The sequence below is a fragment of the Arthrobacter sp. TJ-58 genome (assembly GCF_058269295.1).
This window is the reverse complement of sequence record NZ_JBZCNM010000001.1, coordinates 952,619-972,421: the sequence shown is the minus strand read 5'-3', so window position 1 is coordinate 972,421 and position 19,803 is coordinate 952,619. Positions and strand designations below refer to the sequence as shown.

Here is a 19,803-nt window from a genome sequence, read left to right as displayed (position 1 = left end):
ACCATGTTGCGTTGGTTGACCGCCGGTGAGTCCCATGGGCCTGCACTGGTAGGAATAGTTGAGGGCGTCCCCGCTGGCGTCGAAGTGGACACGGCCCTGATCCAGGAAGCCCTGGCGCGCCGCCGTCTCGGCTACGGCCGCGGTGCCCGGATGAAATTCGAACAGGACCAGGTCCGGATCCTCGGCGGTGTCCGCCACGGCCTCACCCAGGGTGGCCCGGTGGCCATTGAAGTCGGGAACACCGAGTGGCCCAAGTGGCAGCAGGTCATGTCCCCGGACCCGGTGGACCCCGCGCTGCTGGCCGATTCCGCGCGCAACGCCCCGCTGACCCGGCCCCGGCCGGGCCACGCCGACTTTACCGGCATGCAGAAGTACGGTTTTGACGAAGCCCGCCCCGTGCTGGAACGTGCCAGCGCCCGCGAAACCGCTGCCCGGGTGGCCCTCGGCGCCGTCGCGTCCTCCTTCCTGAAATCCCTGGGCATTGATTTGGTCTCGCACACGGTGAGCATCGCCGGCGTGGCCAGCCCCGAAGGGTCCGCCCTGCCCGGCCCCGGCGACGTTGCCGCGCTGGACGCTGATCCGCTGCGCTGCTTTGACCGGGACACCTCCGCCGCCATGGTGGCCGAGGTGGACGCCGCCCACAAAGACGGCGAAACGCTCGGCGGCGTGGTGGAGGTTGTGGCCTACGGCCTGCCGCCGGGACTGGGCAGCTACGTTCACTGGGACCGGCGCCTGGATGCCCGCATCGCCGGAGCCCTGATGGGAATCCAGGCCATCAAGGGTGTTGAAATCGGAGACGGATTCCTTACGGCCGCGCGCCGGGGCTCCGCAGCACACGATGAAATCCTGCAGGATGCCGGCGGCCGGGTCATCCGTTCCGGAAACCGCGCCGGCGGCATCGAAGGCGGCATGAGCATCGGCGAAGTCCTGCGCGTCCGGGCCGCCATGAAGCCCATCGCCACCGTGCCGCATGCACTGCAGACCGTTGACGTGAGCACCGGCGAACCCGCACGTGCCCACCACCAGCGCTCCGACGTCTGCGCGGTTCCCGCTGCGGGAGTCGTGGCCGAGGCCATGGTGGCCCTGGTGCTGGCTGAAGCGGTCACGGAGAAGTTCGGCGGGGATTCGGTGGCGGAAACCGCTCGGAACCTCCGGACCTACCTGGAGAACATTCCGTCTGCCCTCGAGTCGGCTGGCACCAATGTCCGGCAGCCGTGACTCTGCGCACATTGTCCTGATCGGCTTCATGGCCGCCGGCAAGTCGGTGGTGGGACGGGAACTGGCTGCCCGCCACCGGCTCAAGTTCGTGGACACGGATCAGCTCATCGTGGAAAAACACGGTCCGATTCCCGAGATCTTCTCCGCACGCGGGGAATGCGGCTTCCGTGAACTCGAGGCCCGCTGTGTCGCCTCGGCGCTGGCGGACAAGCCCCGTGCTGTCATCTCCCTCGGCGGCGGAGCGGTCCTGGACACCGGCACCCAGCAGCTGCTGCGCCGGGCCACGGTCGTGTTCCTGGACACGGACCTGGACACGGTCCGCCCCCGCATCCTCCGTTCCGGAAACCGCCCCATGCTCGCAGGCGACCCGCTGCGCCGCTGGGAAGAGCTGGCCAAGGCCCGGCGCCCCGTTTACGAATCCCTGGCCGACATCACCGTCGACACCAGGGGACTCACCGTCCCGGCCGTCATCAACCGGCTGACAACTGCCCTCAATGAAGGAGCTTAATCCCATGGCCTCCGATCCCACCGTTATCCCGGTGACCGGCGAAAGCCCCGCCAACAATTACGACGTCGTCATCGGCAACGGGCTGCTCGACCGCCTCCCGGCCATGCTGGGGGAGCGCGTGCGGCGCGTCCTGGTCATCCACCCGCGGGCTCTGCGCGCCACCGGCGACACTGTCCGCGACGAACTGGCCGCCACCGGCCTGACCGCCGTGACCGCCGAAATTCCCGACGCGGAAGAAGGCAAGCACATCCAGGTTGCCTCCTTCTGCTGGCAGGTTCTGGGCCAGAACGACTTCACCCGCTCCGACGCCATTGTTGCGGTGGGCGGCGGCGCCGTCACCGACCTGGCCGGCTTTGTGGCCGCCACTTGGCTGCGCGGCATCAAGGTAGTGCACATCCCCACCTCCCTGCTGGGTATGGTGGATGCGGCCGTAGGCGGCAAGACCGCCATCAACACCGCCGAGGGCAAGAACCTGGTGGGGTCCTTCCATCCGCCGGCAGGCGTGCTCGCGGACCTGGACGCCCTGGGAACCCTGCCCAAGAATGAACTGCTCAGCGGCATGGCCGAGGTGGTCAAGTGCGGCTTCATTGCCGACCCGGCCATCCTGGACCTCATTGAAGCGAATACCGAAGCTGTGGGGGACGGCGCCTCCGACGTCGTGCGTGAACTCGTGGAACGCTCCATCGCCGTCAAGGCCGAAATTGTCTCCGCGGACCTGCGCGAAGCCGGCCGCCGGGAGTTCCTGAACTACGGGCACACCCTGGGCCACTCCATCGAACTGGCCGAACGCTACCAGTGGCGCCACGGTGCCGCTGTTTCCGTGGGTTTGGTTTTTGCCGCCGAACTGGGGCGCATGGTGGGACGGCTCGATGACGCCACCGCGGACCGGCACAAGGAAATCCTCCAGTCCCTGGGCCTTCCGGTGACGTACCGGAAGGACCGCTGGTCGGCCCTCCTGGACGGGATGCGCCGGGACAAAAAGTCCCGCGGCGACCTGCTCCGCTTCGTGGTCCTGGACGGGCTCGCCAAGCCGTCCATGCTTGAGGTCCCCGACACATCGCTGCTGTTTGCGGCCTATCAGGAAATCGCTTCGGAGCCGCAGGGCGGGATCCGCCTCAGCTTGTAGCCTGCAGCGTACGCAACACGGGACCACCCTGCGGTTCATTGTTGCGTTGGACACTGCGGGGGCCGAGGTGCCGGCGGGTGTCATATCCTAGAAGGCGACGTCCCCTGCCAGATGTACCGGATCCGCGCTGCGGACAGGGGGATGCGACCGTAACAGCGGACGGGACGGCCCGTTCGTTTGATCGGATACGGGGACGGCCCCGTGGAACAGGTTCAACCCTTGAACTCCTCCGCTGTGCAATCCATTCTCACCCCTGCCGCCATTGTGCGGCTGGTCATCGGGTGGGGCGCCGTTCTTGGCCTGGTCTTCGCCGGGCCGCTGCTTGCGCCACCGGTTCCCGCCCCTCTGCTCATCGGTACACTCGCAGCGATCGTTGCCGTCATCCTGGTCTGTTCCTTCGGCGTCGTACACGAAGCTGAACACCTCGCCCGCCGCTTGGGCGATCCCTACGGTTCCCTGGTTCTGACCCTGTCAATTGTGCTGATCGAGGTGGTACTCATCAGCGCCGTGATGCTGGGGCCGGGTGAGCATGACACCATCGGCCGCGACTCGGTGATGGCCGTGTCGATGATCATCCTCAACGGGGTTATCGGGCTTTGCCTCGTCGTCGGGGGCATCAGGCACGGGAGCCTGCAGCACAACCGCACCGGCACCTCGGTCTACCTGGCACTGCTCGTCGTCCTCACCGCGCTGGCCCTCGCACTGCCGGCCGTGATCGGGAGTGAGGGCTCTTACGCGCCGGGGCAGGAAATCCCCATCATCGTGCTGACCCTGGCCCTGTACGTCTTCTTTCTTAGTCAGCAGACAGGCAGCCAAGCGGACAACTTCCGTGAGGTGGACCCGCTTCCGGCTGCCGGAGCATCAACATCCGAAAAAACCGGGGTGAGGCACGAGCGCTCCAACATCACGGCAGTAATCGCTGAGCACCGCACCGAGCTCGTACTGCGGATGGCGCTGCTCATTGTGACGGTCCTGCCCATCGTCCTGCTGTCGCATGACATGGCCACCCTCCTGGACGACGGCCTGGACCGCATCGGGGCGCCGGTGGCGCTGTCCGGAATCCTGATCGCCATGATCGTCTTCCTGCCCGAGTCAATCACTTCGGTGCGCGCGGCCCTGAACGGCGAGATCCAGCGGGTGAGCAACCTCTGCCACGGCGCACTCGTCTCCACTGTTGGCCTGACCATCCCCGCCGTCCTCATCATCGGGTTGCTTACCGGACAGGACGTCGTGCTGGCGGAAACACCGGTCAACCTGCTCCTCCTGGGTGTCACCCTGCTGCTCTCGGCAACGACCTTTGCCGCCGGGAAAGTGACAGCGATGCACGGGGCCGCGCACCTTGCGGTGTTCGGCGTGTACCTCGTTGCCGTCTTCTCCTGATCCTCGGTTACAGCCGGGCTGCCGCCGAACAGGTAGAATGGTCGACGGACTTAAAACGAAACTTGGCGAATCAACGAAAGAGAAACTGTGGCGACGACCAACGACATCAAGAACGGCACCGTGCTGAAGCTTGAAGGCAACCTTTGGAGCATCATCGAGTTCCAGCACGTGAAGCCGGGCAAGGGTGGTGCGTTTGTCCGTACCAAGATGCGTAACGTGCGTTCGGGCAAGGTAGTGGACAAGACGTTCAACGCCGGCATCAAGATCGAAACGGCCTCCGTTGACCGCCGCGATTACCAGTACCTGTACCAGGACGGCGACGACTACGTCTTCATGGACACCTCCGACTACGATCAGCTGACCGTACCGGGGACCATCGTGGGCGACAACGCCAACTTCATGCTCGAATCCATGATGGTGACCATTGCCATCCACGAGGGCTCCCCGCTGTACATCGAACTGCCCCCGTCGGTGGTTCTGGAAATCACGTACACCGAGCCGGGCCTGCAGGGCGACCGCTCCACCGGCGGCACCAAGCCCGCCACCGTGGAAACCGGTTACGAAATCCAGGTTCCGCTGTTCCTGGAACAGGGAACCAAGGTCAAGGTAGATACCCGCAACGGCGATTATTTGGGACGCGTTAACGAGTGAGTGCACGCACAAAGGCCCGGACCCGGGCACTGGAAGTTCTGTTTGAAGCTGAACAGCGTTCAGCATCAGCCTTTGACATGATCAAGGCCCGCAGGGAACAGACCGATCAGACGATCAACCCCTACACCATGGACCTGGTGGAGGGTGTGGTTTCCATGCAGGAGACCATCGACGAGTTCCTGAGCACCTATTCGCAGGGCTGGCCGCTGGAACGCATGCCGTCCGTGGACCGCATCATCCTGCGGATCGGCGCCTGGGAGCTGCTGTACAACGACGACATCCCGGACAAGGTGGCCATCAGCGAAGCCGTTGAACTGGCCAAGACCCTGTCCACGGACGAATCACCGTCTTTCGTCAACGGACTGCTGGGACGGCTCCACCAGCTCAAGCCCTCGCTGCTTGCCTGATCGAGAGCTGAACGGCCGCAACCTGTGCACAGTGCAGGTTCCGGCACCAAAAACCCGCCCGGCTTCCCAAGGGGAGCCGGGCGGGTTTTTTGCTGTCCGCATGCTGTCCCCTTGTTCTCCCGGACGCTAATAGGCGCCGGCGGAACGTGCCAGCATCATGGAGCGGGCACGGGTGACATCGTGCAGGAGGGTCCGTTCCGTGGCTTGATTGGCCGGCACATCCCTGCCGGCCGCAATTTGCTGCCGTGTCAGGGCAAGCCGGGTGGCATCGGAGATAAAGGTTTTCATGGTGCGCCCCGCACCAAACCCGGAGGCCCAAGCCATCGCCTGGTGTCGGCCGGCACGGGTGGAGAGCATCAGCACTTCCTGGGGAGTGAACCACCCGGCCGCGGCATATTCGCCCAGCCGCTGCCGGGTCAGGCGCTGCTCCGCGCGGCGCAGCAGGATCACTCCCGTAACGGCCAGCACAAACAGCGGCACCTGAAGCAGGAAGTAGAAGGAAAAGAAGTTGCCGGAGGCCAGTGCAGTTCCCCCGTTCCACAGCATGTGCGCCAGGACGGCAATCACGAGGCCGCCGAAGAACGCCCCGATAATCCGGGCTGTTCCGCCGCGCTGCACGGCGAACCCCAGCGCCAGGCCAAGGGCCGAGGTGAACAGGACGTGGGCGAAGGGGGAGAGGAGCCCGCGCAGCACAAAGACAAAGCCCAGATGCACACCCAGACCGCCGCTGCTGATCAGCGCTGAACCGAAGTACAGGATGTTCTCGGTGAACGCGAACCCGGCCGCCACCGTCCCGGCATAGACCACGCCGTCCACCGGGCCGTCAAAGTGGCTGCGCCGCACAAACACCAGGATGAGCACACCCAGGCCCTTGGCGGTTTCTTCCACGATCGGAGCCTCGAAAACGGGGCCGATGTATTCCGGCAGGATTCCGGGCAGCAGCAGGTACAGGAACTGGGCAAAGAAGGGCCCGACCAGCAGGCTGATGCCCACCGATACGCCCGCACCCCAGAGGAAGGCAAACAGCAGTGCTGAGCGCGGCTCCGGCTCCCACCGGTCCACCCAGCGCAGCCCCAGCAAACAGATTCCCAGCGGAACCAGTGCAAGGATGCCGCAGAGGGCAAACGCCGCGGTTCCCAGCTGCCACCACAGGAACCAAGCCACCGCCAGCAGCACGGCAGCGGCGGCGATGATCAGCACAACGGTGACGACGGTGCCCCTGCCTCCCCGCGGGGCGGCGGACCAGAGGGGCTGCACGGGTACCGGGCCGTGGTTCGGGGGTTGAACCTGTGCCGGCTGCGGGGCGCCCGGCGGCGGCGTCCAGGGAACACGGTCCCGCTCCGGAAACTGGTCGGGACCGTGGCCGCTCATGAAATTCCGCCTGTCATAGGCCAACCATAAAAGGAAGAGGCTCCATTGCGCCGGACCCGGCGCGTCGGCGGCCCCCCTTGTGACCTAAATCGCATGTGCGGGAAACCTGGACCCCGGCAGCCGGATTGCCGGGCCGCCGTAACAGTTCACCGGGCACACCGGTTGCCGTGATAGCTTGAACACGCATTCACCCTTTAAATTCCGTCCTGTGAGGCGGGGAAGGAGGAGGCAGACTATGGACTTGTCCAATTCGCCGGGCGCACCCGCGCCCGCACGCACAGTTCTGGCTTCAGCTGATATTGACCGCGCGCTTACCCGGATCGCACATGAGATCCTGGAAGCCAACAAAGGCGCCGATGACCTCGTCTTAATGGGGATCCCGCGCCGGGGCTACCCGCTCGCCCGCCGCCTTGCCGCCAAGATTGCCGCCGCTGACGCGTCAGTGGATGCCGATGCAATAGTGGGGCAGCTGGACGTCACGATGTTCCGTGACGACCTGGCCCGGCAGCCCACCCGCGCACCGCATGCCACCAAGGTTCCACTGTCCGGAATTGATGACAAAGTGGTGGTCCTCGTTGACGACGTCCTCTACTCCGGCCGGACCATCCGTGCCGCCCTGGACGCGCTGACCGAGCTGGGCCGCCCCCGGATTGTCCGGCTAGCGGTCCTGGTGGACCGCGGACACCGCGAGCTGCCCATCCGCGCTGACCATGTGGGCAAAAACCTGCCCACCGCCGCCGCGGAAAAAGTCCGTGTCCGGCTGCACGAAACCGATGATCCGGCTGTGGACGAAGTGGTTATCGAGGCTGCCCCGTGAAGCATCTGCTCTCCACCCGGGACCTCAACCGCACCGACGCACTGGCCATCCTGGACACCGCCGAGCAGATGGCGGCCGTCTCCCAGCGCGAGGTCAAAAAGCTGCCGGTGCTGCGCGGACGTACCGTGGTGAACCTCTTTTTCGAGGATTCCACCCGCACCCGCATCTCCTTCGAAGCGGCCGCCAAACGGCTCTCCGCAGACGTCATCAACTTCTCCGCCAAGGGCTCCTCCGTCTCCAAGGGCGAATCGCTGAAGGACACCGCGCAGACCCTGGCCGCCATCGGGGCGGACGCCGTCGTCATCCGCCACGGCTCCTCGGGTGCGCCGGCCCGGCTCGCCGGTTCCGGCTGGATCGACGCCGCGGTGCTCAACGCCGGGGACGGCACCCACGAACACCCCACCCAGGCCCTGCTGGACGCGTTCACCATGCGCCGGCACTGGGCCAGGCTGCACGGCACGGCCTCCACCGGCACCGACCTCACCGGCATGCACGTGGTTATTGTGGGCGACGTGCTGCATTCCCGGGTGGCCCGCTCCGACCTGTGGCTGCTGCGCACGCTGGGGGCGTCGGTCACGCTGGTGGCGCCGCCCACCCTGCTGCCCTTCGGCGTCGAATCCTGGCCCTGCGAGGTCAGCTATGACCTCGATGCTGCCCTGGAAACCCGGCCCGACGCCGTCATGATGCTGCGCGTGCAGGGCGAACGCATGCACTCCGCGTTCTTCCCCTCTGTCCGTGAATACTCGCGGCGCTGGGGCTTCGACGACGTGCGGCTCGGCCGGCTGGACGCCCTTGGCCTGACCGACACGATCCTGCTGCACCCCGGACCGATGAACCGCGGCTTGGAGATCTCCTCCAGTGCCGCGGACTCGCCCCGGGCCACCATCCTGGAGCAGGTCAGCAACGGAGTGTCCGTGCGCATGGCCGCCCTTTACCTTCTGCTGGCAGGCGGGGACACCCCCGCTGCCGCCGCCACCTTGGAGAACGCACAGTGACAACCCCCCAGCTCCCGCCCGCCCCGGGCATCTATCTGATTCAGAACGCCTCCCTGCTGGGCAGGGAAACCGCCGACATCCTCATTTCGGGCGGCCGGATCAAGGCCGTCGGACCGGCGCTTGAGGCGCCGCAGGACGCCGTCGTTATCGACGCTGCCGGCCTGATTGCCCTGCCCGGCATGGTGGACCTGCACACCCACCTGCGCGAACCGGGCCGCGAAGACGCCGAAACCGTGGAAACCGGCACCCGCGCCGCCGCGCTGGGCGGCTTCACCGCTGTTCATGCCATGGCCAACTCCAACCCCGTGGCGGACACCGCCGGCGTGGTGGAACAGGTCTGGAGCCTGGGCCGCCGGTCCGGCTGGGTGGATGTCCGTCCCGTCGGCGCCGTCACCGTGGGCTTGGAAGGGGAGCGGCTGGCCGAGCTCGGTGCCATGGCAGACTCCCGCGCCCGGGTCCGCGTGTTCTCCGACGACGGCAAATGCGTCTCCGACCCCGTGCTCATGCGCCGCGCGCTGGAATACGTCAAGGCGTTCGACGGCGTCATCGCCCAGCATGCGCAGGAACCGCGCCTGACCGAAGGCGCCCAGATGAACGAGGGCGATGTCAGTGCCGATCTGGGCCTGGCCGGCTGGCCCGCGGTCGCCGAGGAATCCATCATTGCCCGCGACGTGCTCCTGGCCCAGCACACCGGGTCCCGGCTGCACGTGTGCCATGTGTCCACTGCCGGCTCCGTGGAGATCATCCGCTGGGCCAAGGAACGCGGCATCAACGTCACCGCCGAAGCCACTCCGCACCACCTGCTGCTCACCGACGACCTGGTCCGCAGCTACGACCCGGTGTACAAGGTGAACCCGCCGCTGCGCACAGCGGCCGACGTCGAGGCGCTGCGCCGGGGCCTGGCCGACGGCACGATCGACATCGTCGGCACCGACCACGCACCGCACCCCTCCGAGCACAAGGAATGCGAGTGGGCGCAGGCGGCGATGGGCATGACCGGACTGGAAACGGCGCTCTCCGTGGTCCAGCACGCCATGATCGACACCGGGCTGATGGACTGGGAGGGCTTCGCCCGGGTGACTTCCGTCACTCCGGCCGCCATTGGCGGCGTGAAAACCCAGGGCCGGCCGCTGGCAGCCGGGGAACCGGCGAACGTCATATTGGTGAACCCGTCTGCGCGGCGGACGGTTGACCCTTCTAAGATGGCCTCAAAGGGACGCAACTCACCGTTTGCCGGCCTGGAACTGCCCGGCGTCGTGCAGGCAACATTCTTCGCCGGCCATCCCACGGTCCTGGATGCCGCCCTCAACACGCCTTCCCCCGTTTCCACAGAGGAGTCCGCATGGATCGCCTGATGTTCGCCCTGGGCACGCTTGCCCTGATCCTGGTGCTCCTGGGCCTTTTTGCCTGGAGCTGGCGCGGACGCCAGCAGCGCCAGGCGGGCGTACCGCGGCCGGTGCCGATGCCTGACGGCCTGGAAGTACCCCGCTTCCAGGCCCTGGGCCAGTACGTCTGCACCACCACCGCCGGGGACTGGCTGGACCGGATTGCCGTCTACGGCCTGGGCGTGAAGTCCAACGCCACCGCCGCCGTCTTCGATGAGGGGCTGCTGTTTGTCCGCAGCGGTGCCCCCGACATCTGGATCCCCCGCGAAGACCTGGAGAGCGTCCGCCTGGAGCGGGGCATGGCCGGAAAATTCGTGGAAAAAGAGGGCCTGGTGATCGTCACCTGGAAGTTGGGCAGCACGAAAGTGGACACCGGTTTCCGCAACCGAACCCCCGAAGAGAAAACACCGCTGGTAACAGCAATTACCGAAATCCTGCCGGCAGAGCCGTCAGAAACAAGCGAGGAACAACTGTGACCGTCTCAAACACATCCGCTCCCACCCCGGCTGTCCTGATGCTTGAAGACGGCCGAACCTTCCGCGGCCGCAGTTACGGCGTGCAGGGAACCGCCCTCGGCGAGGCCGTTTTCGCCACCGGCATGACCGGTTACCAGGAGACCATCACGGATCCCTCCTATGCCCGCCAGCTAGTGGTGCAGACCGCGCCGCACATCGGCAACACGGGCGTAAACACCGACGACGCCGAATCCCGGCGCATCTGGGTGGCCGGCTACATTGTGCGCGACGCTGCCCGGCGCCCGTCGAACTGGCGCTCCGAGCGCACCTTGGACGAGGAACTGAGCGCCCAGGGCGTCGTCGGAATCTCCGGCGTGGACACCCGCGCCGTCACCCGCCACCTGCGCGAGCGCGGCGCCATGAAGGCCGGAATCTTCTCCGGAGCCGACGCCGCCCGCCCGGACAGCGAGCTGCTCGCCGACGTCCTGGCCCAGGAACCCATGGCCGGTGCCCGCCTTGCCGAGGAAGTAAGCGTGGACGCCGCCTACGTCATCGAGCCCAAGGACCACGGCTGGGAGGGGGAGCCGCGCTTCACCGTGGCCGCCCTGGACCTGGGCATCAAATCCATGACCCCGGTCCGCTTCGCCGAGCGCGGCGTGCGGGTGCACGTCCTGCCCGCCTCCGCCGCGCTGACGGACATTACGGCACTGAACGCCGACGGTGTGTTCATGTCCAACGGCCCCGGCGATCCCGCCACCGCAGACGTGCAGGTGGACCTGCTGCGCGACGTGCTGGACACCGGCATTCCGTTCTTCGGCATCTGCTTCGGCAACCAGATCCTGGGCCGTGCCCTGGGCTTCGGCACCTACAAACTGCGCTACGGCCACCGCGGCATCAACCAGCCCGTGCTGGACCGGCGCACCGGGAAGGTGGAAATCACCAGCCAAAACCACGGCTTTGCCGTGGACGCGCCGCTGGAGGGACCCGTCACCGCGCCCGTTCCCCGCTTCGGCCGCGTGGAGGTCAGCCACGTGTCCCTCAACGACGACGTCGTGGAAGGCCTGGCCTGCCTGGACATCCCCGCTTTTTCCGTCCAGTACCACCCTGAAGCCGCCGCCGGGCCGCACGACTCGGCTTACCTGTTCGACCGTTTCGTGGACCTCATGGCCGCCAGCAAGATCAAGGAATCCCACTAATGCCCCGCAGAACCGACCTCAAGTCCGTCCTGGTTATCGGCTCCGGTCCGATTGTCATTGGCCAGGCCGCTGAATTCGACTATTCCGGCACCCAGGCGCTGCGCGTGCTGAAGGAGGAGGGCCTGCGGGTCATCCTGGTGAACTCCAACCCGGCCACCATCATGACGGACCCCGAGTTTGCCGACGCCACCTACGTGGAGCCGATCACCCCCGAGATCGTGGAAAAGATCATCGCCAAGGAACGCCCCGATGCGATCCTTCCCACCCTCGGCGGGCAGACCGCGCTGAACACCGCCATCGCGCTGGACAAGAACGGCGTCCTGGAGAAGTACAACGTGGAGCTGATCGGCGCCAACATTGCCGCCATTGAACTCGGTGAAGACCGCGAGAAGTTCAAGGGCGTCGTGGAACGCTGCGGCGCCGAATCGGCCGAATCCATCATCGTGCACAGCATGGATGAAGCCTTTGCCGCCGCGGAGAAGCTGGGCTACCCCATGGTGGTCCGCCCCTCCTTCACCATGGGCGGACTTGGCTCCGGCCTGGCCTACAACGCCGAAGACCTGCGCCGCATCGCCGGGGCCGGCATCCAGTACAGCCCGACCTCCGAGGTATTGCTCGAAGAGAGCATCCTCGGCTGGAAGGAATACGAGCTGGAGATGATGCGGGACAAGAATGACAACGTGGTTGTGGTCTGCTCGATCGAGAACTTCGATCCGGTGGGCGTGCACACGGGCGACTCCATCACGGTGGCTCCGGCCATGACGCTGACGGACCGTGAATACCAGAAGCTGCGCGACATCGCGATCGCCGTGATCCGCGAGGTGGGAGTGGACACCGGCGGCTGCAACATCCAGTTCGCCATCGAACCGGACACCGGCCGCGTCGTCGTCATTGAAATGAACCCGCGCGTCTCGCGTTCCTCCGCGCTGGCCTCCAAGGCCACCGGCTTCGCCATCGCGAAGATCGCCACCAAGCTCTCCCTCGGCTACACGCTGGACGAGATCCCGAACGACATCACCAAGAAGACCCCGGCCTCCTTCGAGCCCACCCTGGACTACGTGGTGGTGAAGGTGCCGCGCTTCGCGTTCGAGAAGTTCCCCGCCGCCGACCCCACGCTGACCACCACCATGAAGTCAGTGGGCGAAGCCATGGCCATCGGCCGCAACTTCAGCGAAGCCCTGCAGAAGGCGCTGCGCTCCCTGGAACAGAAGGGCGCCTCGCTGTCCTTCGCCCCCGTGGATCCCGCTGACGTGCCCGCCCTGATCGAAGCCGCCAAGCGGCCCACCACCAACCGGCTTCAGCAGGTCCAGCAGGCCCTGCTGGGCGGCGCCACCGTGGAGGACCTCTACAACGCCACCGGCATTGATCCCTGGTACCTGGACCAGCTCCAGCTGATCAACGAGGTGGCAGCGGAAATTTCCGGCGCCGGCACGGTCAACGAGGAGATCCTGCGCCTGGCCAAGCGGCACGGGTTCTCCGACGAGCAGATCGGCGCCCTGACCAACACTCCGGAGGCGGTCATCCGCGGTGTCCGGCACGCCCTGAACATCCGGCCGGTCTACAAGACGGTGGATACCTGCGCCGCCGAGTTCGCCGCCTATACGCCGTACCACTACTCCTCCTATGACGAGGAGGATGAGGTGGGGCAGCACGAAAAGCCGTCCATCATCATCCTGGGCTCCGGACCCAACCGGATCGGGCAGGGCATCGAGTTTGACTACTCGTGCGTGCACGCCACCATGGCGCTGCGCGAGGCCGGCCACGAGACCGTCATGATCAACTGCAACCCGGAAACGGTGTCCACGGACTATGACATCTCCGACCGCCTCTACTTTGAGCCGCTGACCCTTGAGGATGTCCTGGAAGTCATCGCGGCGGAGCAGCGCACCGGGGGAGTGCTGGGCGTCTTCGTCCAGCTCGGCGGGCAGACGCCGCTGAAGCTGGCGCAGTCCCTGGCCGACGCCGGCGTTCCCATCCTCGGCACCTCCCCGGAAGCCATCGACCTGGCCGAACACCGCGGCGCCTTCCAGCACGTCCTGGACGAGGGCGGACTGATCGCCCCGAAGAACGGCACCGCCGTGTCCTTCGACGACGCCAAGAAGATTGCCGACGAGATCGGCTACCCCGTCCTGGTGCGCCCGTCCTACGTCCTGGGCGGCCGGGGCATGGAAATCGTCTACGACGAAGCGAACCTTTCGCGCTACATCGCCAACGCCACGGAAATCACCCCGGACCACCCCGTCCTGGTGGACCGGTTCCTGGAAGACGCCATCGAGATCGACGTCGACGCACTTTTCGACGGCACTGACCTGTACGTGGGCGGCATCATGGAACACATCGAAGAAGCCGGCATCCACTCCGGCGACTCCGCCTGTGTCCTGCCGCCGATCACCCTGGGCACCGACGTCGTCGACCGCGTCCGTGAAGCCACCCGCATCATTGCCGCCGGCGTGGGAGTGCGCGGGCTGATCAACATCCAGTTCGCCTTGGCCTCCGACGTGCTCTACGTCATCGAAGCCAACCCGCGCGCCTCGCGCACGGTGCCGTTCGTCTCCAAGGCCACCGGCGTGCAGCTGGCCAAGGCCGCGGCGCTCATCGGCACCGGGCAGTCCATCGCGGAGCTGCGCGCGGCCGGCAAGCTGTTCAGCGTGGGCGACGGTTCAGTCCTGCCGCTGGACGCCCCGGTGGCCGTGAAGGAAGCCGTGCTGCCCTTCAGCCGCTTCCGCACCCCCGAAGGCACCGTGGTGGATTCCCTGCTCGGCCCGGAAATGCGCTCCACCGGCGAAGTCATGGGCATCGACAAGTACTTTGACACCGCCTTCGCCAAGTCCCAGGCCGCGGCCAACTCCGCGCTGCCGACCGGCGGCAAGGTGTTTGTCTCCGTGGCAAACCGGGACAAGCGCTCCATCATCATGCCGGTGAAGCTGATGGTGGACCTCGGATTTGAGATCCTGTCCACCGGCGGAACCGCCGAGGTGCTGCGCCGCAACGGGATCACCGCCACCACGGTCCGCAAGGTCAGCGAGGGCACCGGGCCGAACGGCGAGGGCACCGTCGCGGACCTGATCACTGCCGGGGAAATTGACCTGGTGGTCAACACACCCTCCGGCGGCCAGGCCCGCGGCGACGGCTACGAAATCCGGGCCGCCGCCACCTCCATCGGCTGCCCGGTGGTGACCACGGTCTCCGAATTCGGCGCCGCCGTGCAGGCGATTGAAGCGATGCGCTCCTACGAATGGGATGTCACCTCCCTGCAGGAGCACGCCGCCAAGCTCAAGGCTTCATCCGGTGTCTGAGCCTGAGCCGGCGCGGGCGTCCTTCGGCATCCGGCTGCAGCAGGCCATGGACGCCCGCGGCCAGCTGTGCGTGGGCATCGACCCGCACCCGGCGCTGCTGGCCGCCTGGGGACTGAACGACGACGCCGCCGCCCTGGAGCGATTCTCCCTCACCGTTTTGGCCGCGGTGGGGGAGCAGGCCGCGGCCGTGAAGCCTCAGGTGGCTCTCTTTGAACGTCACGGCTCCGCCGGGATGGCCGCCCTGGAGCGGGTGCTGGCCGCCTGCTCCGAGGCGGGCGTGCTGAGCATCGCCGATGCCAAGCGCGGAGACATCGGTTCCACCATGGCCGCGTACGCAGATGCCTGGCTGCGGGACGGCTCCGCCCTGGCCGCGGACGCCCTTACCGTCAGCCCGTACCTCGGCTTCGAATCGCTGCGTCCCGCACTGGATCTGGCCCAGGCAACCGGGCGCGGAGTGTTCGTCCTGGGACTGACCTCCAACCCTGAAGGCCAGTCGGTGCAGCACGCAGGCGGGGACCACTCCGTGGCGGCCCGGATCGTGGACGCCGCCGCAGCTGAAAACAGCCGTGAACTGGGACGGGCAGCGGCCGCCGCATCCGCTGCCGGGGATGCTTCCGGCTCAGCATCCGGGGCGGCCTCCGTTCCCGCAAATCCGCGCCTGGGTTCCACCGGACTGGTGATCGGCGCAACGGTGGGAACTGCGCTGGCGGAACTGGGCATCCATCTGGCTGCTGCACACACGCCTATCCTCGCGCCCGGTCTCGGCGCCCAGGGCGCCACCGCAGCGGATCTGGCGGCCACCTTCGGGGCCGCCTACCCCAATGTCCTGGCCACCTCCAGCCGGGACATCCTGCGGGCCGGACCGGAACCGGCCGCCCTGCGGGACGCCGCCCGGCGGACCCTGGCGGAACTGGCCCGGTAGCTTGCGTGCGGGGCCGCACTGGCATGTGCGGCCCCGCACGAGGCGCGGATCGGGTAGCGCGGCACGTTGCAATTGCGGTTCGGATGAGGCTACGGTTCAGACCGTACCCCCATACACCAAGCACCGCCCCAGCACCGCAGCTGCGCCATGTGCCGCAGTGCCGGGCCGGTCTCCGCCCGGGAGGGTCTCTTGAACCTCAAGCCACTGACCGAAGATGAACGCACCAAGGCGCGCGAAAAGGCAACCGCCGCCAGGTCCGTTCGGGCCGAGATTAAGGCCAAGATCAAGACCGGAGAAATGTCCGTCGAAGAGGTCATTTTGTCCCGCTCTTCCGAGGAAGCCGTGGGCCGGCTCAAGGTGGTGGACCTGCTTCGGGCGCTGCCTGGCGTCGGAGAGCGCCGCGCAGCTGGAATAATGGACACCGTGGGCATTGCTCCGACCCGCCGAGTGCGCGGTCTGGGCATCCACCAGCGCAAGGCGCTGATAGAACTTTTGGCATCCGACTAGGGCCGCGCTTCGCTGCGGCCCGCCGGGGCCGAACCACAACGAGAGCAAAGAAGGTCCTCAGTGTCGCAACCGCGGCTGACAGTCCTGGCAGGTCCAACCGCAGTTGGCAAAGGCACGGTGTCCACGTTCATTCGGGACAACTACCCGGAGGTGTGGCTGTCCGTTTCCGCCACCACCCGGCCGCCGCGTCCCGGCGAAGAGCATGGGGTGCATTACTTCTTCGTCTCCCCGGAGGAATTCGATTCCCTGGTGGAAAAGGGCGAAATGCTGGAGTGGGCCGTTGTCCACGGCCGCAACCGTTACGGCACGCTGCGCAGCACGGTAGAGTCGGCCATGGCCGAAGGCCGGTCCGTGCTCCTGGAAATTGATTTGCAGGGTGCACGGCAGGTCAAAAAGACCATGCCGGAGGCTAATTTCGTGTTCCTCGCTCCGCCGTCGTGGGACGAAATGGTCCGCCGGCTGGTGGGACGCGGCACGGAAACGCCCGAAGAACAGCAGCAGCGGCTGGAAACCGCTAAACTGGAGCTTGCTGCCGAGCCCGAGTTCGATCACACCGTGGTAAATGATGACGTCCAGCGGGCAGCAGCTGAGCTTGTATCACTCATGGGAATCAGTCCGCGTCCGCGCTGACGTACCGCAATATCCCGTATCAAGAATTTTGGAGAATCTGTGTCTACTGTGTCTGAAGGCATCATCAACCCGCCGATCGACGACCTGCTGAACGTAGCGGACTCGAAGTACGCGCTGGTCATCTACGGCGCCAAGCGCGCACGCCAGATCAACGCTTACTACTCCCAGCTGCACGAAGGCCTGTTTGAATACGTTGGCCCGCTCGTGGAAACCAAGCTGAACGAGAAGCCGCTGTCCATCGCGCTGCGCGAAATCAACGAGGGCATGCTGGTCAGCCGCCCCGTGGAATCCGCCGAATAACTTCGCCGGATAACACCAGTAAAAGCTGACCCGAGCGGTCAGGGTCAGGAGCAGCAGCGGTGCGCATAGTTTTGGGTGTGGGCGGCGGCATCGCCGCCTACAAGTCCGCGTCGCTGCTGCGTCTTTTCACTGAAGCCGGACACAACGTCTCAGTGATCCCCACGGAAGCCTCCACGCGGTTTGTGGGCGTGGCCACCTGGGAGGCATTGTCCGGCAACCCCGTCTCCAGTTCGGTTTTTGACGAGGTCGAGAAGGTCAACCACGTCCGGCTCGGACACGAGGCCGACCTCATTGTGGTGGCTCCTGCCACCGCCGACCTGCTGGCCCGGGCGGCCTCCGGGCAGGCCAATGACCTGCTCACCAATACCCTGCTCATGGCGCGCGGACCGGTCCTTTTTGCGCCCGCCATGCACACGGAAATGTGGGCGCATCCTGCCACCCGTGCCAACGTCCAGACCTTGCGCAGCCGGGGAACCCTGGTGATGGAACCCGGCATCGGACGCCTGACCGGCAAGGATTCCGGGGCCGGACGCCTGCCGGACCCCGAAGACATTTTCGCCGCCGCCATGGCCGCGGTAAACCGCCTGCCGGCCGAGCCGGAATCCGCACCCGGTCCGCTGAGCGGCAAAACCGTCACCATCACCGCCGGCGGCACCCGTGAACCCCTGGATCCCGTCCGCTTCCTGGGCAACCGCTCATCCGGCAAGCAAGGTGCTGCCCTGGCCCGGGCTGCCCTCGACGCCGGAGCGCGGGTCCGCTTCATCGCGGCGCACATGGACATTTCCGCCCCCGACGGCGTTGAGCTCACCCGAGTGGAAACAGCCCTGGAACTGCGCGAAGCCGTGCACGCCGCCGCTCCCGGATCGGACGTGCTGATCATGGCGGCCGCAGTGGCGGATTTCCGCCCCGATACACTCTCCGACACCAAGATCAAAAAGCGCGACGACGGCGCGGATCCGGTCATCACACTGATCCGCAACCCGGACATTCTGGCCGAAGCCGTCCAGCAGCGTGCAGCGAACGCAGGACCGGCCCGTCCGGCACTGATCGTGGGCTTTGCCGCAGAAACCGGAGACGGCAGCGCCGACGTCCTGGACTACGGCCGGCAGAAACTGGTCCGCAAGGGCTGTGACCTCCTGGTGCTCAACCGGGTGGGAACCTCCCTGGTCTTTGGCCAGGACAGCACCGAAGTGACTTTGCTTTCACCGCAGGATTCCGAGACGGCCCCGCCGGCCACCTACACCGGCACCAAGTCCGACGTGGCGCGCAGCATCATTGCCCGCATCGAGCAGGAGTTTCAAGCAGTCCCTGTGGTCAGCTGAAGTTTCCCGCCGGGGCCTGCCGGATCCACAGCCTTCCGGCCCCCATTCGGAGGACCCGGCCCGGAACCAGTAGAGTAAATTCCGTGACTTCCCCAGATACTTCAGTACTTTCGGCTGCCCGCGACGGGCTGCGCCTATTCACCTCGGAATCCGTCACCGAGGGTCATCCGGACAAAATCTGTGACCAGATCAGTGACGCCATCCTGGACGGCATGCTCAAGGTGGACCCCGAGTCCCGCGTAGCAGTGGAGACCCTGGTCACCACCGGCCTGGTCCATGTGGCCGGTGAAGTAACCACCGAGGGCTATGTGGAAATCCCGCAGCTGGTCCGGGACACCATCCTGGGCATCGGCTACGACTCCTCCGCCAACGGCTTCGACGGCGCCCGCTGCGGCGTCTCGGTCTCCATCGGCCAGCAGTCCCCGGAAATTGCCTCGCGCGTCTTCAACTCCGTGGAGAACCGGGCCGGCACCTCCGACCCCCTCGACGTGCAGGGCGCAGGGGACCAGGGCATCATGTTCGGCTACGCCTCGGATGAGACCTCCGTGTACATGCCCACCCCCATCTGGCTGGCGCACCGGCTCTCCGAGCGCCTCACGGCCGTCCGCAAGGACGGCACGCTGGATTACCTCCGCCCGGACGGCAAGACCCAGGTCACCATCGGATACGACGGCGACCGCCCGGTCTCCGTGGATTCCGTGGTCATCTCCTCACAGCACGCCGCCGACGTCGAGCTTGAGCAGCTGCGCGAAGACCTCGCCGTCCACGTCATCGAGCCGGTCCTGGCCGGAACCGAGCTGGACACCTCCCGCGTCAAGCACATCCTGAACCCGGGCGGCCCGTTCGTCATCGGCGGTCCGGTGGGAGACGCCGGCCTGACCGGACGCAAGATCATCGTGGACACCTACGGCGGATTTGCCCGGCACGGCGGCGGCGCGTTCAGCGGCAAGGATCCGTCCAAGGTGGACCGCTCCGCGGCCTACGCCATGCGCTGGGTGGCCAAGAACGTTGTTGCGGCCGGCCTCGCCCGCCGCGCGGAAATCCAGGTGGCCTACGCCATCGGCATGGCACACCCCGTGGGCATCTACGTGGAAACGTTCGGCACGGAAACGGTGGACCCGGCCCGCATTGCCGACGCCATCCACGAAGTCTTTGACCTGCGTCCGCTGGGCATCATCAACGCCCTGGACCTGAAGCGCCCGATCTACCAGAAGACCGCAGCCAACGGCCACTTTGGTCGTGAGGATGCGGAATTCACCTGGGAGCGCAAGGACAAGGTCGGAGCCCTCCGCAGCTACTTCAACGCCTAGCCCGGAG

The 19,803-nt window shown here is 66.4% G+C and carries 19 protein-coding genes; 18 read left to right on the top strand and 1 reads right to left on the bottom strand.

Features of this window, described 5'->3' with window-relative positions; translation table 11 throughout:
- The first annotated feature begins 3 nt into the window (after positions 1 to 3).
- The 6 genes from aroC to nusB all read left to right on the top strand — a co-directional run bounded on the left by aroC (position 4) and on the right by nusB (position 5,290).
- Positions 4 to 1,218 carry a chorismate synthase gene (gene aroC / locus AC4D2W_RS04435; RefSeq protein ID WP_490925678.1) on the top strand — a complete coding sequence of 405 codons (1,215 nt, stop codon included), beginning with the start codon at positions 4 to 6 and terminating at the stop codon, positions 1,216 to 1,218.
- Positions 1,202 to 1,726, top strand: a complete 525-nt coding sequence (locus AC4D2W_RS04430; protein WP_490925676.1) for a shikimate kinase — start codon at positions 1,202 to 1,204, stop codon at positions 1,724 to 1,726. Before aroC ends, AC4D2W_RS04430 begins: the two co-directional genes overlap by 17 nt.
- A 4-nt stretch (positions 1,727 to 1,730) precedes the next feature.
- A complete protein-coding gene (aroB, locus tag AC4D2W_RS04425; RefSeq protein ID WP_490925675.1) occupies positions 1,731 to 2,852 on the top strand; it encodes a 3-dehydroquinate synthase in 1,122 nt (373 codons plus the stop codon).
- A 219-nt stretch (positions 2,853 to 3,071) separates the two neighbouring features.
- Entirely contained in the window at positions 3,072 to 4,232 is a 1,161-nt protein-coding gene (locus tag AC4D2W_RS04420; RefSeq protein WP_490925674.1) for a calcium:cation antiporter, read from the top strand.
- An 87-nt stretch (positions 4,233 to 4,319) separates the two neighbouring features.
- Positions 4,320 to 4,883 carry an elongation factor P gene (gene efp / locus AC4D2W_RS04415; RefSeq protein ID WP_342024497.1) on the top strand — a complete coding sequence of 188 codons (564 nt, stop codon included), beginning with the start codon at positions 4,320 to 4,322 and terminating at the stop codon, positions 4,881 to 4,883.
- The gene (gene nusB, locus AC4D2W_RS04410; RefSeq protein WP_290167614.1) at positions 4,880 to 5,290 is read left to right on the top strand and encodes a transcription antitermination factor NusB; all 411 of its coding nucleotides are present in this window, start codon (positions 4,880 to 4,882) and stop codon (positions 5,288 to 5,290) included. Before efp ends, nusB begins: the two co-directional genes overlap by 4 nt.
- A gap of 126 nt (positions 5,291 to 5,416) precedes the next feature.
- On the opposite strand, the gene AC4D2W_RS04405 is transcribed toward nusB, so the two are convergent.
- Entirely contained in the window at positions 5,417 to 6,661 is a 1,245-nt protein-coding gene (locus AC4D2W_RS04405; protein ID WP_490925673.1) for a PrsW family intramembrane metalloprotease, read from the bottom strand.
- 235 nt (positions 6,662 to 6,896) lie between these two features.
- On the opposite strand from AC4D2W_RS04405, the gene pyrR reads away from it, so the two are divergent.
- The 12 genes from pyrR (at position 6,897) to metK (ending at position 19,796) form a co-directional block, all read left to right on the top strand.
- A complete protein-coding gene (pyrR, locus tag AC4D2W_RS04400; protein WP_490925672.1) occupies positions 6,897 to 7,478 on the top strand; it encodes a bifunctional pyr operon transcriptional regulator/uracil phosphoribosyltransferase PyrR in 582 nt (193 codons plus the stop codon).
- Complete coding sequence (locus tag AC4D2W_RS04395) at positions 7,475 to 8,473, top strand: aspartate carbamoyltransferase catalytic subunit (RefSeq protein WP_490925671.1); 999 nt, start codon at positions 7,475 to 7,477, stop codon at positions 8,471 to 8,473. The genes pyrR and AC4D2W_RS04395 overlap by 4 nt, the downstream gene beginning before the upstream one ends.
- Positions 8,470 to 9,828 carry a dihydroorotase gene (locus AC4D2W_RS04390; protein ID WP_490925670.1) on the top strand — a complete coding sequence of 453 codons (1,359 nt, stop codon included), beginning with the start codon at positions 8,470 to 8,472 and terminating at the stop codon, positions 9,826 to 9,828. Before AC4D2W_RS04395 ends, AC4D2W_RS04390 begins: the two co-directional genes overlap by 4 nt.
- Positions 9,816 to 10,334 (top strand): PH-like domain-containing protein, encoded by a 519-nt coding sequence (locus AC4D2W_RS04385; RefSeq protein WP_490925669.1) that lies wholly within the window; start codon positions 9,816 to 9,818, stop codon positions 10,332 to 10,334. Before AC4D2W_RS04390 ends, AC4D2W_RS04385 begins: the two co-directional genes overlap by 13 nt.
- Positions 10,335 to 10,372: 38 nt before the next feature.
- Complete coding sequence (gene carA / locus AC4D2W_RS04380) at positions 10,373 to 11,509, top strand: glutamine-hydrolyzing carbamoyl-phosphate synthase small subunit (RefSeq protein ID WP_490926023.1); 1,137 nt, start codon at positions 10,373 to 10,375, stop codon at positions 11,507 to 11,509.
- A complete protein-coding gene (gene carB / locus AC4D2W_RS04375; RefSeq protein ID WP_490925668.1) occupies positions 11,509 to 14,805 on the top strand; it encodes a carbamoyl-phosphate synthase large subunit in 3,297 nt (1,098 codons plus the stop codon). The genes carA and carB overlap by 1 nt, the downstream gene beginning before the upstream one ends.
- Positions 14,750 to 15,727, top strand: coding sequence for an orotidine-5'-phosphate decarboxylase (gene pyrF, locus AC4D2W_RS04370; protein WP_490925667.1), 978 nt, complete (start codon positions 14,750 to 14,752; stop codon positions 15,725 to 15,727). The genes carB and pyrF overlap by 56 nt, the downstream gene beginning before the upstream one ends.
- 189 nt (positions 15,728 to 15,916) lie before the next feature.
- On the top strand, positions 15,917 to 16,234 hold the full coding sequence (mihF, locus tag AC4D2W_RS04365; protein WP_490925666.1) for an integration host factor, actinobacterial type: 318 nt from the start codon (positions 15,917 to 15,919) through the stop codon (positions 16,232 to 16,234).
- Between the two features lie 60 nt (positions 16,235 to 16,294).
- The gene (gene gmk / locus AC4D2W_RS04360; RefSeq protein WP_400928636.1) at positions 16,295 to 16,864 is read left to right on the top strand and encodes a guanylate kinase; all 570 of its coding nucleotides are present in this window, start codon (positions 16,295 to 16,297) and stop codon (positions 16,862 to 16,864) included.
- A gap of 39 nt (positions 16,865 to 16,903) precedes the next feature.
- The gene (gene rpoZ / locus AC4D2W_RS04355; protein WP_152217989.1) at positions 16,904 to 17,164 is read left to right on the top strand and encodes a DNA-directed RNA polymerase subunit omega; all 261 of its coding nucleotides are present in this window, start codon (positions 16,904 to 16,906) and stop codon (positions 17,162 to 17,164) included.
- Positions 17,165 to 17,223: 59 nt separating this feature from the next.
- Positions 17,224 to 18,486 (top strand): bifunctional phosphopantothenoylcysteine decarboxylase/phosphopantothenate--cysteine ligase CoaBC, encoded by a 1,263-nt coding sequence (gene coaBC, locus AC4D2W_RS04350; protein ID WP_490925665.1) that lies wholly within the window; start codon positions 17,224 to 17,226, stop codon positions 18,484 to 18,486.
- A gap of 83 nt (positions 18,487 to 18,569) precedes the next feature.
- The gene (metK, locus tag AC4D2W_RS04345; protein WP_490925664.1) at positions 18,570 to 19,796 is read left to right on the top strand and encodes a methionine adenosyltransferase; all 1,227 of its coding nucleotides are present in this window, start codon (positions 18,570 to 18,572) and stop codon (positions 19,794 to 19,796) included.
- Positions 19,797 to 19,803 lie beyond the last annotated feature (7 nt).